Raw genomic sequence first — 19,248 nt, 5'->3', positions numbered from 1 at the left:
TTTCAGCATACTGACTTAAAGCTTAAGCCGAACATCGCTAAGGGCACGGGTAGAGCACGCGAGCACCATACCCTTTGCCTTATCATCCTCAGTCAGGGTCATTTCAGATATACGTTCAACCTCACCTTCCAGCACCTGACACTTGCAGGCACCGCAAACACCACTGCGACAGGCTGCGATAATCGGCAATTTCAGCGCTTCAATCCCGTCAAGCAAAATTCCGCTCTCCCCCAGCGGTTGCAGCATATTGCCGATGGTCAGCACAAAGCCTTTGCTTTCGCCTTTGTTTTCGCCTATGTCGGCACCCTCATCTCCCGTAGCGGCAGTTGCAGCACCAAAGCTCTCCTGATGAAAACGCGCCATATCAAAGCCTGCTGCTGTCAGCATACCCGCCACCGCCGCCATATAGCCGTCAGGACCACAGACATAAAGAGTACGCTCCCGCCAGTCACTCACCATAAGATCCAGCGCCTTTGCCGTTAACCTGCCCGGCAGTGCCAAAGCAAAGTCCCAATCCGGGCACTCGCCTGTTTCGAGCAGGTATCCAAGGCGAAAACTGCGATGATTTTGCGCCATCGCCTTAAGCCTGGGCCCGAAAATTATATCGTCCCGGGTTTTGGCACTGTGGATAAAGGCGATATCGGCGCCAATGCGGGTATCCGTAAGCCAACGGCTCATGCTGAACATGGGCGTAATGCCACAACCAGCACTCAGAAACAGAAACCTATCGGCGGGAATATCCACCAGATTAAAGCCACCGGCCGGCCCCTTGGCATCCATCACATACCCTGGTTTTAGGTTATCTATCAGATAATTGGAGACCTTCCCTCCCGTCACCCGCTTTACAGTAATGCTGATACTGTACGGCCTGGAGGGAGAGGACGAGATGGTATATGCCCGGCAGTGCGGCTCGCCGCCAATCTCCAGTAGCAGGCTGATAAATTGCCCCGGTTTATAGCTAAAGCGCACAGGCTCGCCCGGCGCGTCGAAGCGGAAGGTCACCACATCGTGGGTTTCCTCAATCCGTTCGATACAGCGAAGGCGAAAAATGGTGCTGTGCGGCAAATCCTGCCAGGGTTTGGCGGCCAGTAAGGCCGCGTCCCGGTTATGACTCATCAATAATTTCCCCAATACAAAAAGACGGCGCATGGCGCCGTCTTATAGCCACTCAGGCGACGTTCAGAATCGCGTTCAAATCGGCCTCTACCGTGGTGGTATTTTTAAGGCCGAAGTTATCCTCGAGCACCTTCAGCAGGTTGGGAGTGAGAAACGCTGGCGGCGTTGGGCCGGTGCGGATGTTTTTTACCCCCAGCGACAATAAGGTCAGCAGGATAACTATCGCCTTTTGCTCAAACCAGGACAGCACCAAACTCAGAGGCAACTCGTTGATATCGCACTCGAACACCTCCGACAGAGCAAGTGCCAGCTGAATTGCCGAGTAAGCATCGTTGCACTGACCTATGTCCAGCAGTCTTGGAATGCCATTAATATCGCCAAAGTCCAACTTGTTGAATTTGTACTTACCGCAGCCCAGGGTCAGGATCAGGCTGTCTTTCGGCGTGGCCTTGGCAAAATCGGTGAAGTAACTGCGCTCGGCCTTATCACCGTCGCAGCCGCCCACCAGGAAGAAATGGCGGATGCTGCCATTTTTCACGTTTTCAACCACCGCAGGGGCCGCCGCCATCAGGGCATTGCGGGCAAAGCCTATGGTGATTTGGTGGGGTATTTCATCATAAGAGAAACCTTCGAGTTGCAGCGCCTTATCGATCACCACCGAAAAGTCATCGCCATCGAGGTGCACCACACCCGGCCAGCCAACAATGCTGCGGGTAAAGATACGCTCGGCATACTGGCCCACGTTGGGGTCGATAATGCAGTTGGAGGTCATCACCACAGCGCCGGGGAAGTTGGCAAATTCCTTCTGCTGATTTTGCCAGGCGCTGCCATAGTTACCCGCCAGATGTGGATACTTTTTAAATGCAGGGTATGCAAGCGCTGGCAGCATTTCACCGTGGGTGTAAACGTTAACTCCCTTGCCCTCGGTTTGCTGCAGAATAAGCTCCAGATCCTTCATATCGTGGCCCGATACCAGAATGGCCTTGCCCTTCACTGGCTTGGTGTTGACCAAAGTAGGCTCGGGATGCCCGAAGGCGGCGGTTTCGCCCTCATCCAACATAGCCATCACTTTAAAGTTAAGCTGACCTATGTCCATGGCGGCCTTAAGCAGGGCGTCGGCATCCACGCTGTCGGTGCCAAGAAACGCCATAATACGGTGAAACTCGGCGGCAATCTCGGCAGATTGCTGCTCAAGCACCCGGGCATGTTCCATATAGGCGGCCGCGCCTTTGAGGCCGTAAAGGCACAGCAGTCTCAATGCCATCACATCTTCGTGGATCTCGTCCTTACCCAGATTCGGCAGAGCCGCTTTTGCCTGTTCCAGCAGCTCAGGCTTTGAAGTGCCGAGCAACAAAGAAGCGCTGTCAGGCAGAGTTTCGAGGCGCAAACCTTTCTTTTCAGCGGCCACAATGCATTGGGCTTTAAGCTCATTGCGCAGCGCCTCGGCCTCTTTCGCGTACGCTATGATGCGCTCGTCATCGAAATTCACATTGGTCAGGGTCGCAAAAAAAGCCTTGGGCACAAAGGTATCGGCCTCAGAGGGAGGCAGTCCCAATTCATGGGCCTTAACCGCCCAGGCGGAAACCCCTTTAAGCATGTAAATCAGCAGATCCTGCAGATCAGAAGTAGACGCCAGCTTGCCGCACATGCCCTGGGCATAGCTGCAACCGTTGCCGGCAGGGGTACGAATGGTTTGCTCACATTGAATACAAAACACGACGAATGCTCCTTGTTGTTTCATGCTTTATTTATGCATGTTATTGGCAGAGCATACGCATATTGCCGCATTTAAAAAGCAGCAAATAGTGATTCCTTGAAGCGGATCATCTTAAGGAGTTGCTGATTTACAAAGAAAAAAGCGCCAAATACGGCGCTTCTTATTGCAATTACAGCAGCTTATACCGAGCGCATGTCATTGACCGATTGCAGCATGGCGCGGCTCTCGGTGAGAAACTGCTGGGAGTAATTACCGAACCAGTTTGACACCTCATTGAAGCGCTCAATAAAGCCTGCTCTGTCGCCGGTTTTCAGTAATTCCAGTGCGTCTCGGTAATTATCGAGAAAATCTGAAATGGCGGTCAGGCTCTCCTCCTGGGCGAAGATAATGTCGGCATACAGCTCGCCTTTCTGGGCAAAGAGACGCCCAACCATGGCAAGTTCAAGCCGGTAAATAGGCGAGCTGAACTCAAGCAGGGTGTCGATATCCGCCTGCTCGCGGCAAAGATTCAGACCATACACAAACGAGGAAAAGTGGCGCATCGCCTGTACCAGCTGCATCGCCTTATCGTGACGGGCAGCATCGGCTTCGACAAGCCTCGCGCCCCAAATACCAATCTGCTCAAGCAGCCAGCCATATTTGTCACTGCCGCGGCCGTGACACACCACCACCACCTGCTTGGCAAGGCTGCCGACATCGGGGCCAAACATGGGGTGCAATCCCACCACAGGGCCCTTGTGGGTTTCCAGCATCGCCTTGAGCGGCGCGCCTTTGATGGAGGTGAGGTCGGCAAGCACGCACTCATCGGGCAGGTTGCCAAGGCGCTCACGTATGAGTGAGCAGGTTGCGCCTATCGGCACTGTCACCAGCACCAGGCCTGCGCCGTTAAACATGTCACCGGCATGATCCCAGTCGTCTTTATCGAGCAGGCGCACCTCATAACCCGACAGGGCAAACATCTGCGCAAACACCCGGCCAAGCTGGCCCTGCCCACCGACAATAACGATATGGCCAAGCTCGGGGTTTACCTGCTTAAAGCCAACGTCTTTTTCGCTCATGTAAGATTCGCGCATCAAACGGCGCAGTACATCCTCAATTAATTGCGGATTCACGCCCATTGCCTCGGCTTCGGCGCGGCGCTTGCCGAGCATGGCCGCCTCCCGCGCTGGGGCATAAATCGGCAAGCCTGCGGCATGCTTGACTGTGCCAACCTGGGCCACCAAATCGAGGCGTTTACGCAGCAGCGACAACAGCTGGCTGTCGACACTGTCAATCAGGCCTCTGAGTTTCTCAAGTTCGGCGGTGGTCTTTTCGGTCATATCAAATATCCTGTCAGCCATTGGCGGCCTTCAGCATAGCAAATCGGCTCGGGATCACTGAAGTGAGCAGTTGTGCCCCTTCCTTCAGCAGCGCATCTGTGGTTTGCCAGTCAATGCAGGCATCGGTAACCGACACACCGTATTTAAGTTCAGACAGGGGTTTGTCGCAGGGCTGATTACCGGCACTGAGGTGGCTCTCTAACATTACGCCGATAATGGCATTGTTGCCGCGGGCCACCTGCTCAAATACATCACGGCACACCGGACCCTGACGGTTGTGATCTTTTGATGAGTTGCCGTGGCTGCAATCGATCACCAGCTTAGGTTCAAGCCCCGCCCAGCGCACCTGCGCCTCACTTTCGGCCACACTGGCGGCGTCGTAGTTAGGCTTGCTGCCGCCACGCAGGATGATATGGCCATCGGGATTACCGTTGGTTTGCAGCAGCGCAACCTGGCCTTCCTGATTGATCCCCATAAAACGATGACCGCTGGCGGCAGACTTCATGGCGTTAATGGCAACATCAAGCTTGCCATCGGTACCGTTTTTAAAGCCGACCGGCATGGACAAACCGGACGCCATTTCCCTGTGGGTTTGAGACTCAGTGGTACGGGCACCAATGGCAGACCAGGTCACCAGCTCAGAAATGTACTGGGGGCTGATAGGGTCGAGCGCCTCGGTGGCCACCGGCAGTTCAAGCTCGGCAAGGAAAATCATCAGCTCGCGCGCAAGACGCAGCCCCTTTTCCACATCAAAGGACTCATCCATGTCAGGGTCGTTAATCATGCCCTTCCAGCCAACCGTGGTGCGCGGTTTTTCAAAGTACACCCGCATCAGAATAAAAAACTCGTCTTTAAGCTCATCATGCAATTTTTTGAGTTTGAGCGCGTATTCCTTGGCGGCAGCGATATCGTGGATGGAACAGGGGCCGGTTACGACCAGCAGGCGTGGATCGCGCTTGTGCACTATGTCAGCCACGGTGCGGCGGGAGCGCAGAATATATTGGTAGCCGTGATCCGACAATGGCAGCTCGCGCTTGAGTTCCTGTGGCGTGATAAGCACCTTCTCGGCGCTGATGTGCACATTGTTGATGGTATCTTGCTGCATGGGATCACCTTCCGTATTTACCGCTGACGTCGCCCCACCGACTACGCCGTTGATTAGTTGCATCTCGCAATCTGTATTTTTGTAATGCTACACCATTACATCGAAAACACAGTGTGCCCGTTTCACCGGGTCAGTGCAAGGCCAGTTGATGAAATTTCATCAAAAATCCTATTCAGGGGATACAGGATCAGTAGTAACCGTATTTTGAGCCTGATGCTGACTGTAATGCTGAGCAGGCTTGCGTGGTGCGCTCGGTCTTTGGAGAGAAAGTTTTTGAACAGAAAGTCTTGGGGCTGAAAGGCGTTGAACTGGCGAGCTGTGAGCCTAAAGAGAATTGGCGGGTATAAGAGCGAGGCATCAACAATCAAAACGTTGCCAAACGCCAAAGCAAATTTCTACGCAAAAAAGCAAACGTCTACGCTGACAAGCAAAAAACAGCCAGCGGGTAGCCGGACAAACAAAAACCCGCCACGAGGGCGGGTTTATGTGCGAACACTTGCGTCTTATTCAGGCGATTACTTGGTCGCCAGCTTCTCACGGATACGTGCAGATTTACCTGAACGATCACGCAGATAGTACAGCTTGGCGCGACGAACGCGGCCACGACGCTTAACTTCGATGCTGGAAATCAGAGGGCTGTGAGTCTGGAAAGCACGCTCAACACCTTCGCCGTTAGAAATCTTACGAACGGTAAAGGCAGAGTGCAGACCACGGTTACGCTTGGCGATTACAACGCCTTCAAAGGCCTGCAGACGCTCTTTGTCACCTTCTTTAACACGTACCTGAACCACTACGGTATCACCTGGGCCAAAATCAGGAACGTCTTTTTTCATTTGCTCATCGTTGAGCATCTTGATGATGTTGTTCATGTAAACTCCATACTAGGATTAACTGAGCTACGACTTCTGTGGACTTTCCATTTCGTCGACAAACTGGGCCAGAAGGCGAGTTTGTTCGTCAGTCAGAGCTAGATTTTCAAATAATTCCGGCCTTCTTAAAAAAGTTCTTCCGAGACTTTGTTTAAGACGCCAGCGTCTAATGTCTTCGTGGTGACCGCCAAGCAACACTGCCGGTACATCAAGTCCATCCAAAGATTCGGGCCGGGTGTAATGAGGACAATCGAGCAAGCCGTCGGAGAAGGAATCCTGCTCCGCTGACGCCTGTTTCCCGAGCACGCCGGGCACCAGACGAGATACTGCATCGATCAGGGTCATTGCCGGTAATTCGCCGCCCGAGAGCACGTAATCACCGATTGACCACTCCTCGTCCACTTCGGTTTGAATGATGCGCTCATCGATACCTTCGTAGCGACCACACACCAAAATCAACTTCTGTGAACCTGCCAGTTCAGCCGCGCCACGCTGTGTCAGCTTGCGCCCCTGAGGAGACAGATAAATCACCTTGGCACCGTCACCAGCCGCCGCACGGGCAGCCTGGATGGCATCTTTCAGTGGTTGCACCATCATCAGCATTCCCGGGCCGCCGCCGTAAGGTCGGTCGTCCACGGTATTGTGCCGGTCATGGGTGAAATCACGGGGATTCCACGTGTGCAACTCCAGCAGGCCACTCTTGATGGCCCGACCCGTGACCCCAAAATCAGTGATGGCACGAAACATTTCGGGAAACAGGGTAACAACCCCTAACCACATGTTTGGCACCTCGATTTAGAAGTCAGGATCCCAATCCACAATAATCTGTTTTTCCGCCAGTTTTATCTCAAGGACGAACTGGTCGGGAAGAAACGGAATCATACGCTCCGTTTTGCCGAAAGCATCTTTGGCGTTGGCCTTCAGCATGAGTACGTCGTTGGAGCCTGTTTCCAGGATCTGCTCAACCTCACCCATGTTGTAGCCCTTGGTGTTGATCACAGTGCAGCCAATCAGGTCGCGCCAGTAGAACTCGTCTGCGGGCAACGCGGGCATTTGCTCTGCCAGGATCCCAATCTCACAGTTAGTGAGCATCTGGGCCTGATCCCGGTCATTCACGCCTTCAAGGGCAGCCACAACTGACTTACCATGAAAACGCCACTGGGAGACCTTCACTTCGCGCCACTTCCCCTGTTCATTAAGATACCAGGGAGAGTAGTCAAAAATACCTTCAACGGAATCGGTATAGGCCGTGATCTTCAGCCAACCTTTAACGCCATAGCAGGAGCCGATTTTGCCCACTACTATCGGCTGTTGGTTACTGCTCATCAAACTATACCTTTACGCCATTAAGCAGCAGCTTTACGGGCGTCTTTGATCAGCTTGGCTACGCGATCGGTAGTGCTGGCACCAGTGCCAACCCAGTAATCAACGCGATCCAGATCCAGACGCAGAGTTTCTTCCTGACCTTTGGCCAGTGGGTTGAAGAAACCAACGCGCTCGATGAAACGGCCGTCACGGGCGTTGCGAGTGTCAGTAACTACGATGTTGTAAAATGGACGCTTTTTAGCGCCACCGCGAGCTAAACGAATGGTAACCATGCGTTTTTTGTCCTCTAATGATTTGCACGAAGCAAAAATAAAAACTGGAACCCCGTGTTCGCGGTAGAGTCCCAGCAAGAAAGCCGACGAATTTTACCTGAGTTTCAGGCGAATGCAACCGGATTTGGCCAATTTTCCGGCTGCACCTTACCGGGGTTAACGCCCGGGTAACTTCATGCCGCCGGGCATCATACCGCCCATGGCGCGCATCATTTTTTGCATTCCACCCTTGGAAGACATCTTTTTCATCATCTTCTGCATCTGGGTAAACTGCTTGAGCAGACGGTTAACGTCCTGAATTTCGGTGCCTGAACCAGCCGCGATACGACGCTTGCGTGAACCCTTGATGATATCGGGGTTACGGCGCTCACCCGGGGTCATGGAGTTGATAATCGCCTCCATCTGGCGGGTCATTTTGCCGTCCTGAATTTGTGCCATGGCCTCGGGAGGCAACTGGCCGACACCGGGCAGCTTTTCAATCAGCCCCATCATGCCGCCCATGTTTTTCATCTGCTGCAGCTGCTCGCGGAAATCTTCGAGGTCAAAATTGCCACCTGACTTTACCTTGGAGGCAAGCTTCATGGCCTTTTCTTTATCGACGCCGCGCTCAACCTGCTCAATCAAGGAGAGCACATCACCCATGCCGAGAATACGCGAGGCAACGCGGTCCGGATGGAATGGCTCCAGCGCATCGGTCTTTTCGCCGACACCGAGGAACTTAATCGGCTTACCTGTAATGTGGCGGATAGACAGCGCAGCACCACCACGGGCATCACCGTCGACCTTGGTCAGCACCACACCTGTAAGTGGTAGGGCCTCATTGAATGCCTTGGCGGTGTTGGCGGCGTCCTGACCTGTCATGGCGTCAACCACGAACAAGGTCTCGATGGGCTTAACCGCCGCGTGCAGCGCCTTGATCTCGTCCATCATGGCTTCGTCTACGTGCAGACGGCCGGCGGTATCGAGAATGACCACATCAATGAATTTACGTTTGGCGTGACCAATCGCCGCATTGGCGATGTCGATGGGCTTTTGGCTCACATCGGATGGGAAGAATTCCACTTCCACTTCGTTTGCCAGGGTCTCAAGCTGTTTGATAGCGGCCGGACGGTAAACGTCGGCACTCACCACCAACACAGATTTCTTCTGGCGGGTACGCAGGAACTTGGACAGCTTGGCCACAGAGGTAGTTTTACCCGCACCCTGCAGACCGGCCATCATGATCACCGCCGGCGGCTGGGCAGCCAGGTTCAAGGCCTCATTGGCCTCACCCATGGCTTTTTCAAGCTCGCTCTGGACGATTTTTACAAACACCTGGCCCGGCGTCAGGCTCTTGGCCACTTCCTGGCCTACCGCACGCTCTTTAACGGCATTTACGAATTCGCGGACAACCGGCAGGGCCACGTCGGCCTCGAGCAGCGCCATGCGCACTTCGCGCAGGGTGTCTTTAATGTTGTCTTCCGTTAAGCGACCGCGGCCACTGATATTCTTCAGCGTACGCGACAGTCTGTCGGTCAGGTTCTCAAACATCGTCCAGTGCTAACCTTTAAGAATTGTCAAAGTTGGCTGGTATTATAGCGATGCCAGCGGTTTATGCTACCTGCCAAAACGCGCGGCTAAGCCGCGATGGCAATAAAGCGCAGCTAACAATCAGAATTGGCTAAAATTTGCAATCCACATCACTGCCCATTTCCTCAAAGCTCGTGTTATTCTAGTTTCCAAATCCGCAATCCCGCTTTCGCCACGCGAAGCTTAGAGAAACTACAAAGCAGGTTGATCTCCCATGGTTCTTTTTTCTGCCTCGGCCATGTTCTTCTATTGTATCGCCCTTATTTTGGTGACCAGCCGGTTGTTCCACGCCGAAGGCCCGAACCGGCGCGCCGTGGCGGCCGTCGCCTCGATTGCCGTGGTACTGCATGCTGCTGCGCTGCAGCAGGCCATCTTCACCGATGATGGTCAAAACTTCAGCCTCACCAATGTGATTTCGCTGGTTAACTGGATAATCGCCTTTACCTTCAGCATCCTGATTTTCCGACTCAAGGTGATTGTGGTGGTGCCAGTGGTGTACGCGTGCTCGGTGCTGTCGGTGGCGCTATTGTGGCTGCTGCCGCCCAAGTACATCACCCACTTTGAGCACAACCCCGAAGTGCTGGCCCACGTAGTGCTGTCGCTGATGGCCTACAGTGCGCTGATGATTGCCGCGCTCTATGCCATTCAGCTGGCGATGATCCAGAAAAAGCTCAAGCAAAAGCAATTTATGTTAAGCCCGGCGATGCCGCCGCTGATGACGGTTGAAAAGCAGCTGTATCATCTGGTGATTATCGGGGTGATTCTGCTGAGCCTTGGGCTTGCCACCGGCTTTATCTTCCTCGATGACATGTTTGCCGAAGGCAAAGGCCATAAGGCGATTTTGTCCATCATGGCCTGGTTTGTGTACATCATTATGCTGTGGCAGCAATACACTGTGGGCTGTCGCATCCGCACCGCCATCGCCTATACCCTTACAGGCGCGACCTTACTGTCGCTCGCCTATTTCGGCGCCAGGATAGTGAAAGAACTTATTCTGAGTTAAGCATCTGACAGGGGGCCTTTGGCCCCCTGTTTACTTGACACCCCCGCCAATTGCCAGTATTTACTTACATCTCACGGCCTTAATGGAGCCTTTGCTTGGAATCGATATCGACCGGAACACTGCTGCTGACGCTGCTGGTGTTAATTCTTGTCTCAGCCTTCTTCTCGGGCTCAGAAACCGCGATGATGTCGCTCAACCGCTACCGCCTGCGCCACCTCGCCGGCAGCGGCCACAAAGGTGCCAAACGGGCACTTAAACTGCTCGACCGCCCCGACCGCCTGATTGGCCTTATCCTGATTGGCAATAACCTGGTTAACATCTCAGCCTCGGCCATCGCCACCCTGATTGGCATGCGCATTTGGGGCGATCTCGGCGTTGCCATCGCCACCGGCGTGCTCACTGTTTTAGTGCTGGTGTTTGCCGAAGTGACGCCAAAAACCCTGGCCGCCTTGCACCCAGAGCGCATCGCCTACCCATCAAGCTTTCTGCTTCGCTGGCTATTGATGGTGATGCTGCCGCTGGTGAAGGTCATGAACATCATCACGTCATCGATTTTGCGGCTGATAGGCGTTACCAATGTCGCCACCAATGACGCACTGAGTCAGGAAGAGCTTCGCACCGTGGTGCACGAGGCTGGCGCTCTTATTCCGCAGCGCCACCAGGACATGCTGCTCTCGATTCTCGATCTTGAAAAGGTGACGGTGGAAGACATCATGATCCCCCGCGCCGAAATCTACGCCATTAACGTCAACGATGATTTCAAGGTAATTAACCGCCAGGTCATTCAAAGCCCGCACACCCGGGTGCTGGTGTACCGCGACACCATAGACGATGCGGTGGGCTTTATTCACCTGCGCGATGCGCTAAGGCTGCAATCCAAGGAGCAGTTCAGTAAATCGACGCTGCTGCGGGCGGTAAAAGAGCTGTATTTTGTGCCTGAGGGTACGCCGCTCAACGTGCAGCTGGCGAATTTTCAGCAAAACAAAGAGCGCATCGGGCTTGTGGTCGATGAATACGGCGACATTCAGGGGCTGGTGACGCTGGAAGACATTCTCGAAGAAATCGTCGGCGATTTCACCACCTCGATGGCGCCTACCGCCAGCGATGAAATCTTCCCTCAGGAAGATGGCAGCCTGCTGATTGATGCCGGTATTAACATCCGTGAGCTCAATAAAGAAATGAAGTGGGACCTGCCCACCGACGGGCCCAAGACCTTAAACGGCCTTATTCTTGAGTATCTTGAAGACATTCCCGCCCCCAACACCAGTTTGCGCCTCGAGGGTTACCCCATCGAAGTGATGGAAGTGGCCGAAAACATGGTAAAAACAGTGCGGGTTCAGCCCAACCTGTATCAGGCGCCGGGCCGGGTCGGCAAATCAGACTGACAGCGCTAATCGCCACACAAGCGGGCCAAGCCCGGCTGAAACAGGTGTGAAGAAGCTTCACAAAAAAGGACGCCATCGCGTCCTTTTTGCTATTCAATTCACTCTTCACTCGCTGGGATGTGCCTGAAGCGCTGTGCAAGTCGCGCTGAGTAAGTCGCTCAGTGCAACCGGCTACATTTAAATAGCCCTGAACAAATAGCAGTGTGCTTGCCCCGCCATTACTGCGCTTTGGCGTTAAGTTTTTGCTTTGGTCTTAAGTTTTTGCTTTGGTCTTGCGCTCGGCTTCCAGCGCCCGCCGTGCGGCAATGGCCTTGGGGGTGATTTCTTTATCGAGCGCCTTTTCGAGCCCGAGCGCAAAGTAAAGCTCCGCCATCAAGAAAAAAGGGCCTATCAACAGCTGGGTTAAATCATCAATAAAGGCAGGCTTGGCCTTTTCGTATCTGTGACCGATAAGCTGAAACACCCAGCCGATAACAAACACCGCCGCCGCTATCCAGCCGGCATTGGGCAGCATCGCCATTTTATCCGAGGTGTAGAGCACAGGCAGGATGAAGAGCAGCATCCCCACCGCCAGGCGCACATGCAGCATCACATAATAGGCCAGCACCACTAAGGTAAACACCATGGCCGCACTTGCCACGCCAAAGCCTGCCAACTCAAAACGCAGTAATCCGAGCCAGACAAAGGCCGACCAGATGATAAGTGGAATACCGACAAAATGGGTTTTGATATTGGTGGGATTAAGATGCACGCTCTTGTAGCGCGCAAGCTGGTCGACGGCCGATTTCATCTGTTGCTCCTGAGCTTATCATTTTTACAGCCAACTGGGGGCGCCAGCGACAGACTGTCGCCCCGAAAACCTGTACATTTGTACCAGTAAATCAGGAAGCCTTTGCGCTGACAAGTAAAACACTGAGCAGATTTCGGCCTAAAAAACAAAAAGGGAGCCAGGCTCCCTCTCTCAAATGATTCAGCACAGTAAGGCTTAATCCGAACTGATGATGGCCGTCGCCACCGCGTAATGGCGCTCATCGGCAATCGACAGATGAACGCTGGTTGCGCCGAGAGCATCAAGGCGGGCCCTGGCTCCGTCGGTCAGGCGCACCATGGGCGCGCCCGTGTCGCTGCTGTAAGTTTCGATGTGCTGAAACGACACGCCGCGACCTATGCCGGTACCCAGCGCCTTGGCGACCGCTTCTTTGGCGGCAAAGCGCTTGGCAAGATAGCGCTCGCGATGACCGCTGGCGACAAAAAGCGCCATTTCAGCCTCGGTCAGTACCCGTTTGGCCAGCCGCTCACCGCTGCGCTCAAGGTGCTCCTGAATGCGGCTTATCTCAACGATGTCGGTGCCGAGCCCCAGCAGTGCCATTACTCGCCCCGGCGGCCTTCGAGCATAAGCTGCTTCATATCACGTACGGCTTTCTCGAGGCCATCGATGGCGGCGCGCGCCACAATCGCATGGCCGATGTTGAGCTCGTAAAGCTCAGGAATAGCGGCGATTGGCTTCACGTTGTGGTAATGCAGGCCGTGACCGGCGTTTACCGTAATGCCAAGGCCATGGGCATACTTGGCCATAGACGCAATGCGCTCAAGCTCGGCAGCGGCTTCGGCTTCACTGTGAGCCTCGGCGTAGCGGCCGGTATGGATTTCGATGTAGGGTGCGCCCACCTCTTTCGCAGCATCAATCTGGGCTTTATCGGCATCGATAAAGAGCGATACCAGAATGCCCTGGGCGGCGAGACGCTCGACCGCGGCGCGGATTTTGTCTTTTTGACCGGCGACATCGAGGCCACCTTCGGTGGTCAGCTCTTCACGTTTTTCAGGCACCAGACACACATAAGTCGGCTTGACCTCACAGGCAATAGCCAGCATCTCTTCGGTGACGGCGCACTCGAAGTTCATGCGGGTTTTCAGGGTCTTGGCCAGCAGATACACATCGCGGTCGATAATATGGCGACGGTCTTCACGCAAATGAATGGTGATGCCATCGGCACCGGCATGTTCAGCCACGGCGGCGGCATGCACAGGATCCGGATAATTGGTGCCACGCACCTGACGCAGGGTAGCGATATGGTCGATGTTCACGCCAAGCAGAATGCGGCTCATCGGGTACTCCTTCACGATTATTGGTTTTGGTTCTGCAGTAACTGGTTGCTGTCGGCATTGTACTGGATAAGCCCAAGGCTTGATACCTTTTGCCTTGTGCTCAGGCGCCCTTGCCTGCCGGCACATCGCGCCCGCTGCGACCGGCAAAAAGTGCGCGGCTCACCAGCGGCTTATCTCCTATCACGGGGGCAAGCAGTTGACGCAAGAGCTTCTTGGCGCTTTGAAAATCCTCATCCGCAAGGCTTTGGTTGGCCAATGAAAGCAGCACCCGGCCAGGGGTGGCGTTGGGCGCAAGACTTGGAATAAAGCCGCCCTGCGCCTTGAGTAGATAACAGATGTCCGGCTCGATGGTATTACCGGTTACATCGGACTCAAGCGGCGGGCAAATGCCAAGATCTTTCAATAATTCAAGTTCAAAGTAGCGCAGCACCCGCTGCTCAAAGCCAGCGGCAAGTGTCATCAGCGTCTGGTGGTAGGTGTAAAACAGGCCATCACCGCCATGGCTGTGGCTTAGACTTCGCATCAGCAGTTCGTTTAAGTACATGCCGGCGTAAAGGGAGTCGCCCTGCAGCGGAATGGCAGGAGCATAGGCTTCGGGCTGATTAAGGGTTCTGAGCTCGCCTTTGCCGGAAAGGGTAAACAGCAGCGGCTGAAACGGCTGCAGCAGCGCCCGGGATGAGCGCTTGCCGCCGCCAAGACGGGCTATCGCATCGACCCTTCCGGCGCCATCAACCAGCAAATTGACGATGGCACTGTTTTCCCGGAAGGGGCGTAAATGCAGAAGATAGCCCCGGTGTAGCATCAGTCTTCGCCGTAGCCCAGACTTCTGAGGGCGCGCTCATCGTCGGCCCAGCCGGACTTGACCTTCACCCACACTTCGAGGAACACCTTGTTATCAAACAGGCGCTCCATGTCTTTGCGGGCTTCGGTGGCGATGGTGCGGATACGCTCGCCGTTTTTACCAATCACCATCCGCTTTTGGCCGTCACGCTCAACCAGCACCAGCGCGTTGATTTGATACACGCCGTTTTCCATCATCTTAAACTGCTCGATTTCCACGGTGGCATCGTAGGGCAGCTCATCGCCGAGGAAGCGCATCAGCTTTTCGCGGACGATTTCAGAAGCCATAAAGCGCTGGCTGCGGTCAGTAACATATTCTTCGGGGAAGAAGAATGCCTGCTCCGGCAGCGACTCGCGGGCGAGATCCAGCAAACGCTCGACGTTGGTGCCCTGTTTGGCCGAAATCGGCACTATGTCATCGAAGGGATATTTCTTCGACACTTCAATCAGGTACGGGAACAGCTCTTCTTTTTCCTTGATGCCGTCGACCTTGTTGATGGCGAGCACCGTCTTGCGGCTCTCACCACCACGACGCAGCTTACCCAGCACCATCTCGTCATCGGCGGTCCAGGTCATTCCATCCACCACAAAAATCACCATCGACACATCGGCCAGCGAGCTTGCGGCGGCGCGGTTCATCAAACGGTTGATGGCACGTTTTTCGTCGATGTGCAGGCCGGGGGTGTCGATAAACACAATCTGGCTCGGGCCATCGGTATGAATACCCATAATGCGGTGACGGGTGGTCTGCGGCTTACGGGAGGTGATACTGATCTTCTGCTTCAAAAGCTTGTTGAGCAGGGTGGATTTGCCCACGTTGGGGCGGCCAACAATGGCCACCATGCCGCAGTAGGTCACATCGTAATGTTCCTGCGGCTGATTCTGGCTGTTCATACGCGCCAGCAATTCTTCCAGACTGGGTTCGTTTTCCGGTACGCCTGACTCGGGTTTATTACTCATTGTTTCAATAATTCCAACACTTGGGCCGCAGCCATTTGCTCGGCCTTGCGCCTTGAACTGCCCACACCAACCACGGGGTCGGCGAGATCGGTCACCAGGCATTGCACGGTAAAGGTTTGATCATGCGCCTCGCCTTCGACCAGGGTCACCTGATAATCGGGCAGCGGCTTTTTAATCCCCTGCAGGTATTCCTGCAACAGGGTTTTGGCATCCTTTTGGCCAACGCCGGGCATGATCTCTGCCAGACGCGTTTGGTACCAGTTGAGCAGCAGGGCGCGGCAAGTTTCCAGGTCCGCATCCAGATAGATGGCGCCTATGATGGCTTCCACCGCATCGGCAAGAATCGACTCACGTCGAAAACCGCCGCTCTTAAGCTCGCCCGGCCCCAGATTGAGGTAATCGCCGAGCTTGAAGTCACGGGCTATGATGGCCAGGGTATCACCGCGCACCAAGGTCGCCCGCATCCGGCTTAAGTCGCCTTCGGTGGCCTTGGGAAACTGATGAAACAGCGCATCGGAGATAACGATAGACAGGATGGAGTCGCCCAGAAACTCCAGCCGCTCATTGTGCTGATTGGAGGCGCTTCTGTGGGTCAGTGCCTGCTCAAGCAAACGGATATCCTGAAACTCATAGCCCAGAGTACGGCACAGTCTTGGCAGGTTTTTAATCGGCTCCATCATGCTCACTTGATACCGCCTACACGCTCAAAACGCACGCCGGTTGGCACCCAGGTAGGCAGGGTGTCAGATGGCTTACGGTCAAACTCAAAGCTAATCCAGATGGCCACGGCTTTACCTACCAGGTTATCTTCGGGAACAAAGCCCCAGAAACGGCTGTCGGTACTGTTGTCGCGGTTATCACCCATCACAAAATACTGGCCCTCGGGCACCACAAACTCGCCCACCTGCAGGTTTTCACCGCGATAGAACATGCTGCGCATGTCCGGGCGGGCCGGGTTAATCAGAATTTCGTGGCCAACGTTGCCAAGCTGCTCGTTAAAGTGCTTAAGACGGCTGCCATCCTGAACAAACTCACTATCACCAAGGGAGACACGCTCAACCTTGGACGGCACGCTCTGGCACACCTCGCCTTCGGCGCAGGCGCGCTGGATAAAGAGCTCTTTGTTCTGATAAAACACCTTGTCGCCCGGCAGACCCACTACACGTTTAATATAGTCAATCTTGGGGTCCAGCGGGTATTTGAACACGACTATATCACCACGCTCAGGCTTGCCGGTTTCGATGATTTTATTGCGCCACATCGGCTCGCGGATGCCGTAGCTGAATTTCTCGACCAGAATGAAGTCACCCACCAGCAGGGTTGGCATCATGGAGCCGGACGGGATTTGGAATGGCTCATACAAAAAGGAACGCAGCACCAGCACGAAGGCAATCACCGGGAAAATCGAGTGTGCGGTTTCAACTATGTACGGCTCTTTGGTGATGGACTCGGCCACTTCGTCAGTTAAATTGACGTTTGATGCCTGGGCGGTGGCAAGTGCCGCCTTACGCTTGGGCGCCTGAAACAGTACGTCAAACAGCCAGATAAGGCCCGACACCAGCGTGACTATCACCAGAATTTGAGAAAAATACGCAGCCATTAACGGTTTTACTCCTTGGCATTCAATTAATTGGCTAATCTCTTGCGCTTGGGCATCAGCCCATTAAGACAGGGCTTTTGAAACCACAAGACCCAAGAGTCAGTCGCTTTGGTGAGCATACCGCCATGGCAAATGTGCAATCTGCTAACCAAAGCGCCGCAAACTGCGGCGCCTTTATCGATGTTGTACCTAAGCCAGGCTTAAGGATGCAAGCAAAGAAATGTGATCAATCGTTAAGCTTGAGCACCGCGAGGAACGCCTCTTGCGGCACCTCTACGTTACCCAGCTGTTTCATCCGCTTCTTACCTTCTTTCTGCTTCTGCAGCAGCTTCTTCTTACGCGACACGTCGCCACCATAACACTTGGCGGTTACGTCTTTACGCAGCGCCTTCACGGTGGAGCGGGCGATGATTTGACTGCCCACAGCCGCCTGAATCGCGATGTCGAACATCTGCCTTGGAATAAGCTCTTTCATCTTCTCCACCAGGGCTATACCTTTGTGGCGAATGTTGGAACGGTGGATGATCATCGCCAGCGCATCGACGCGATCGCCGTTGATGAGTACGTCCAGACGCACCATGTCCGCAGGCTCGAAGCGAATGAAGTTATATTCCAGCGACGCATAACCGCGGCTGGTTGACTTGAGGCGGTCAAAGAAGTCCATCACCACTTCGGCGGCCGGGATATCGTAGGTCAGGGCTACCTGATTACCGTGGTAAACCATGTTCTTTTGCACGCCACGCTTCTCGATACACAGGGTGATCACGTTACCCAGGTAATCTTTCGGCACCAGAATATTGGCCTGAACGATAGGCTCACGCATCTCTTCGATGTGGTTGATGGCCGGCAGATCCGACGGGTTATCCACGTACACGGTTTCGCCGTTGGTCAGTACCACTTCGTACTCTACCGTTGGGGCTGTGGTGATCAGGTCCAGATCGTATTCGCGTTCCAGACGCTCCTGAATGATCTCCATGTGCAGCAGACCGAGGTAACCGATACGGAAACCAAAGCCCAGCGCCGATGAGGTTTCAGGCTCAAACTGCAGCGAGGCATCGTTGAGACTGAGCTTGTTCAGCGCGTCACGGAAGTTTTCATAGTCGTCGGTAGAGATGGTAAACACACCGGCGTAAACCTGTGGCTTAACCTTTTTAAAGCCCGGCAGTGGCTTGTCGGCGCCGTGCTTGGCGTGCGTCAGGGTGTCACCCACAGGCGCGCCGTGAATTTCTTTAATACCGGCAATGACATAACCTACTTCGCCAGTGCTCAGCATGTCTTTGTCTTTCTGCTTAGGTGTAAAGATACCCACGCGATCGGCGTTATAGGTTTGGCCTGTGCTCATCACCTTGAACTTGTCGCCTTTCTTCAGCACGCCGTTTTTGATGCGCACCAGCGACACTACGCCAAGGTAGCTGTCGAACCAGGAATCGATGATAAGTGCCTGCAACGGCGCATCCGGGTCACCTTCCGGTGGAGGGATTTGCGCGACTATGGTCTCGAGCACTTCGTCAATGCCGATACCGGTCTTGGCCGAGCAGCGCACCGCATTTTGAGCTTCGATGCCAACAATGTCTTCGATTTCGGCGGCAACGCGCTCAGGCTCGGCCTGTGGCAGGTCGATTTTGTTCAAAACCGGCACAACGTCCAGATCCATTTCCAGCGCGGTGTAACAGTTGGCCAGAGTCTGGGCTTCTACGCCCTGACCTGCGTCCACCACCAAGAGCGCACCTTCACAGGCTGCGAGCGAGCGTGACACTTCGTAGGAGAAGTCCACGTGGCCGGGGGTATCAATAAAGTTCAGTTGATAGATTTCGCCATTATTGGCCTTGTAGTCCAGGGTCACGCTCTGCGCTTTAATGGTAATGCCGCGTTCACGCTCAAGATCCATGGAATCAAGGACCTGTTCGGCCATCTCACGGTCCGTCAGACCACCACACACCTGGATCAAACGATCTGACAGGGTGGATTTGCCATGGTCGATGTGGGCAATGATGGAGAAGTTTCTAATGTTTTTCATGCTTCGGAAATGACCAAACTAAAATGGAACACAAAATCAAAGGT

General features: G+C 54.3%; 19 protein-coding genes. 2 read left to right on the top strand and 17 right to left on the bottom strand.

Annotation, left to right across the window (positions count from 1 at the left end):
• Window positions 1-15: 15 nt before the first annotated feature.
• The 9 genes from KJI95_RS08265 to ffh form a co-directional block, all read right to left on the bottom strand.
• Window positions 16-1,116, bottom strand: coding sequence for an FAD-binding oxidoreductase (locus KJI95_RS08265; RefSeq protein ID WP_214506697.1), 1,101 nt, complete (start codon window positions 1,114-1,116; stop codon window positions 16-18).
• 52 nt (window positions 1,117-1,168) lie between these two features.
• Window positions 1,169-2,833: a hydroxylamine reductase gene (gene hcp / locus KJI95_RS08260; RefSeq protein ID WP_214506696.1), complete on the bottom strand. Its 1,665-nt coding sequence runs from the start codon at window positions 2,831-2,833 to the stop codon at window positions 1,169-1,171.
• 179 nt (window positions 2,834-3,012) lie between these two features.
• Window positions 3,013-4,152 (bottom strand): bifunctional chorismate mutase/prephenate dehydrogenase, encoded by a 1,140-nt coding sequence (gene tyrA / locus KJI95_RS08255; protein ID WP_214506695.1) that lies wholly within the window; start codon window positions 4,150-4,152, stop codon window positions 3,013-3,015.
• Window positions 4,153-4,165: 13 nt separating this feature from the next.
• Complete coding sequence (locus KJI95_RS08250; RefSeq protein WP_214506694.1) at window positions 4,166-5,257, bottom strand: 3-deoxy-7-phosphoheptulonate synthase; 1,092 nt, start codon at window positions 5,255-5,257, stop codon at window positions 4,166-4,168.
• Window positions 5,258-5,772: 515 nt separating this feature from the next.
• Complete coding sequence (gene rplS, locus KJI95_RS08245; RefSeq protein ID WP_214506693.1) at window positions 5,773-6,126, bottom strand: 50S ribosomal protein L19; 354 nt, start codon at window positions 6,124-6,126, stop codon at window positions 5,773-5,775.
• 27 nt (window positions 6,127-6,153) lie between these two features.
• Window positions 6,154-6,906 (bottom strand): tRNA (guanosine(37)-N1)-methyltransferase TrmD, encoded by a 753-nt coding sequence (trmD, locus tag KJI95_RS08240; protein WP_214506692.1) that lies wholly within the window; start codon window positions 6,904-6,906, stop codon window positions 6,154-6,156.
• A 15-nt stretch (window positions 6,907-6,921) separates the two neighbouring features.
• The gene (gene rimM / locus KJI95_RS08235; protein WP_214506691.1) at window positions 6,922-7,452 is read right to left on the bottom strand and encodes a ribosome maturation factor RimM; all 531 of its coding nucleotides are present in this window, start codon (window positions 7,450-7,452) and stop codon (window positions 6,922-6,924) included.
• Window positions 7,453-7,472: 20 nt separating this feature from the next.
• The gene (gene rpsP / locus KJI95_RS08230; RefSeq protein ID WP_214506690.1) at window positions 7,473-7,724 is read right to left on the bottom strand and encodes a 30S ribosomal protein S16; all 252 of its coding nucleotides are present in this window, start codon (window positions 7,722-7,724) and stop codon (window positions 7,473-7,475) included.
• Window positions 7,725-7,880: 156 nt separating this feature from the next.
• Entirely contained in the window at window positions 7,881-9,254 is a 1,374-nt protein-coding gene (gene ffh, locus KJI95_RS08225; protein ID WP_214506689.1) for a signal recognition particle protein, read from the bottom strand.
• Window positions 9,255-9,507: 253 nt separating this feature from the next.
• On the opposite strand from ffh, the gene KJI95_RS08220 reads away from it, so the two are divergent.
• Complete coding sequence (locus KJI95_RS08220; RefSeq protein ID WP_214506688.1) at window positions 9,508-10,296, top strand: cytochrome C assembly family protein; 789 nt, start codon at window positions 9,508-9,510, stop codon at window positions 10,294-10,296.
• 95 nt (window positions 10,297-10,391) lie between these two features.
• Window positions 10,392-11,681: an HlyC/CorC family transporter gene (locus KJI95_RS08215; RefSeq protein ID WP_214506687.1), complete on the top strand. Its 1,290-nt coding sequence runs from the start codon at window positions 10,392-10,394 to the stop codon at window positions 11,679-11,681.
• A gap of 253 nt (window positions 11,682-11,934) precedes the next feature.
• Here KJI95_RS08215 and KJI95_RS08210 read toward each other — a convergent pair whose 3' ends face one another.
• The 8 genes from KJI95_RS08210 to lepA all read right to left on the bottom strand — a co-directional run bounded on the left by KJI95_RS08210 (window position 11,935) and on the right by lepA (window position 19,204).
• A complete protein-coding gene (locus tag KJI95_RS08210) occupies window positions 11,935-12,471 on the bottom strand; it encodes an Mpo1 family 2-hydroxy fatty acid dioxygenase (protein ID WP_214506686.1) in 537 nt (178 codons plus the stop codon).
• A gap of 195 nt (window positions 12,472-12,666) precedes the next feature.
• On the bottom strand, window positions 12,667-13,050 hold the full coding sequence (gene acpS / locus KJI95_RS08205; protein ID WP_214506685.1) for a holo-ACP synthase: 384 nt from the start codon (window positions 13,048-13,050) through the stop codon (window positions 12,667-12,669).
• Window positions 13,050-13,787: a pyridoxine 5'-phosphate synthase gene (gene pdxJ / locus KJI95_RS08200; protein WP_214506684.1), complete on the bottom strand. Its 738-nt coding sequence runs from the start codon at window positions 13,785-13,787 to the stop codon at window positions 13,050-13,052. Before pdxJ ends, acpS begins: the two co-directional genes overlap by 1 nt.
• A gap of 100 nt (window positions 13,788-13,887) precedes the next feature.
• Window positions 13,888-14,589 (bottom strand): DNA repair protein RecO, encoded by a 702-nt coding sequence (gene recO / locus KJI95_RS08195; RefSeq protein WP_214506683.1) that lies wholly within the window; start codon window positions 14,587-14,589, stop codon window positions 13,888-13,890.
• Entirely contained in the window at window positions 14,589-15,587 is a 999-nt protein-coding gene (gene era / locus KJI95_RS08190; protein ID WP_214506682.1) for a GTPase Era, read from the bottom strand. The genes recO and era overlap by 1 nt, the downstream gene beginning before the upstream one ends.
• Window positions 15,584-16,264 (bottom strand): ribonuclease III, encoded by a 681-nt coding sequence (gene rnc, locus KJI95_RS08185; protein WP_214506831.1) that lies wholly within the window; start codon window positions 16,262-16,264, stop codon window positions 15,584-15,586. The genes era and rnc overlap by 4 nt, the downstream gene beginning before the upstream one ends.
• A gap of 5 nt (window positions 16,265-16,269) precedes the next feature.
• Window positions 16,270-17,187: a signal peptidase I gene (gene lepB, locus KJI95_RS08180; protein ID WP_214506681.1), complete on the bottom strand. Its 918-nt coding sequence runs from the start codon at window positions 17,185-17,187 to the stop codon at window positions 16,270-16,272.
• 226 nt (window positions 17,188-17,413) lie between these two features.
• Window positions 17,414-19,204, bottom strand: coding sequence for a translation elongation factor 4 (lepA, locus tag KJI95_RS08175; RefSeq protein WP_214506680.1), 1,791 nt, complete (start codon window positions 19,202-19,204; stop codon window positions 17,414-17,416).
• Window positions 19,205-19,248 lie beyond the last annotated feature (44 nt).

This window comes from Shewanella jiangmenensis (assembly GCF_018596335.1).
In the GTDB taxonomy this organism is placed as follows: Bacteria; Pseudomonadota; Gammaproteobacteria; order Enterobacterales; family Shewanellaceae; genus Shewanella; species Shewanella jiangmenensis.
Note: the sequence above shows the minus strand (reverse complement) of the source record. Positions and strands in the feature narration are given on the sequence as shown.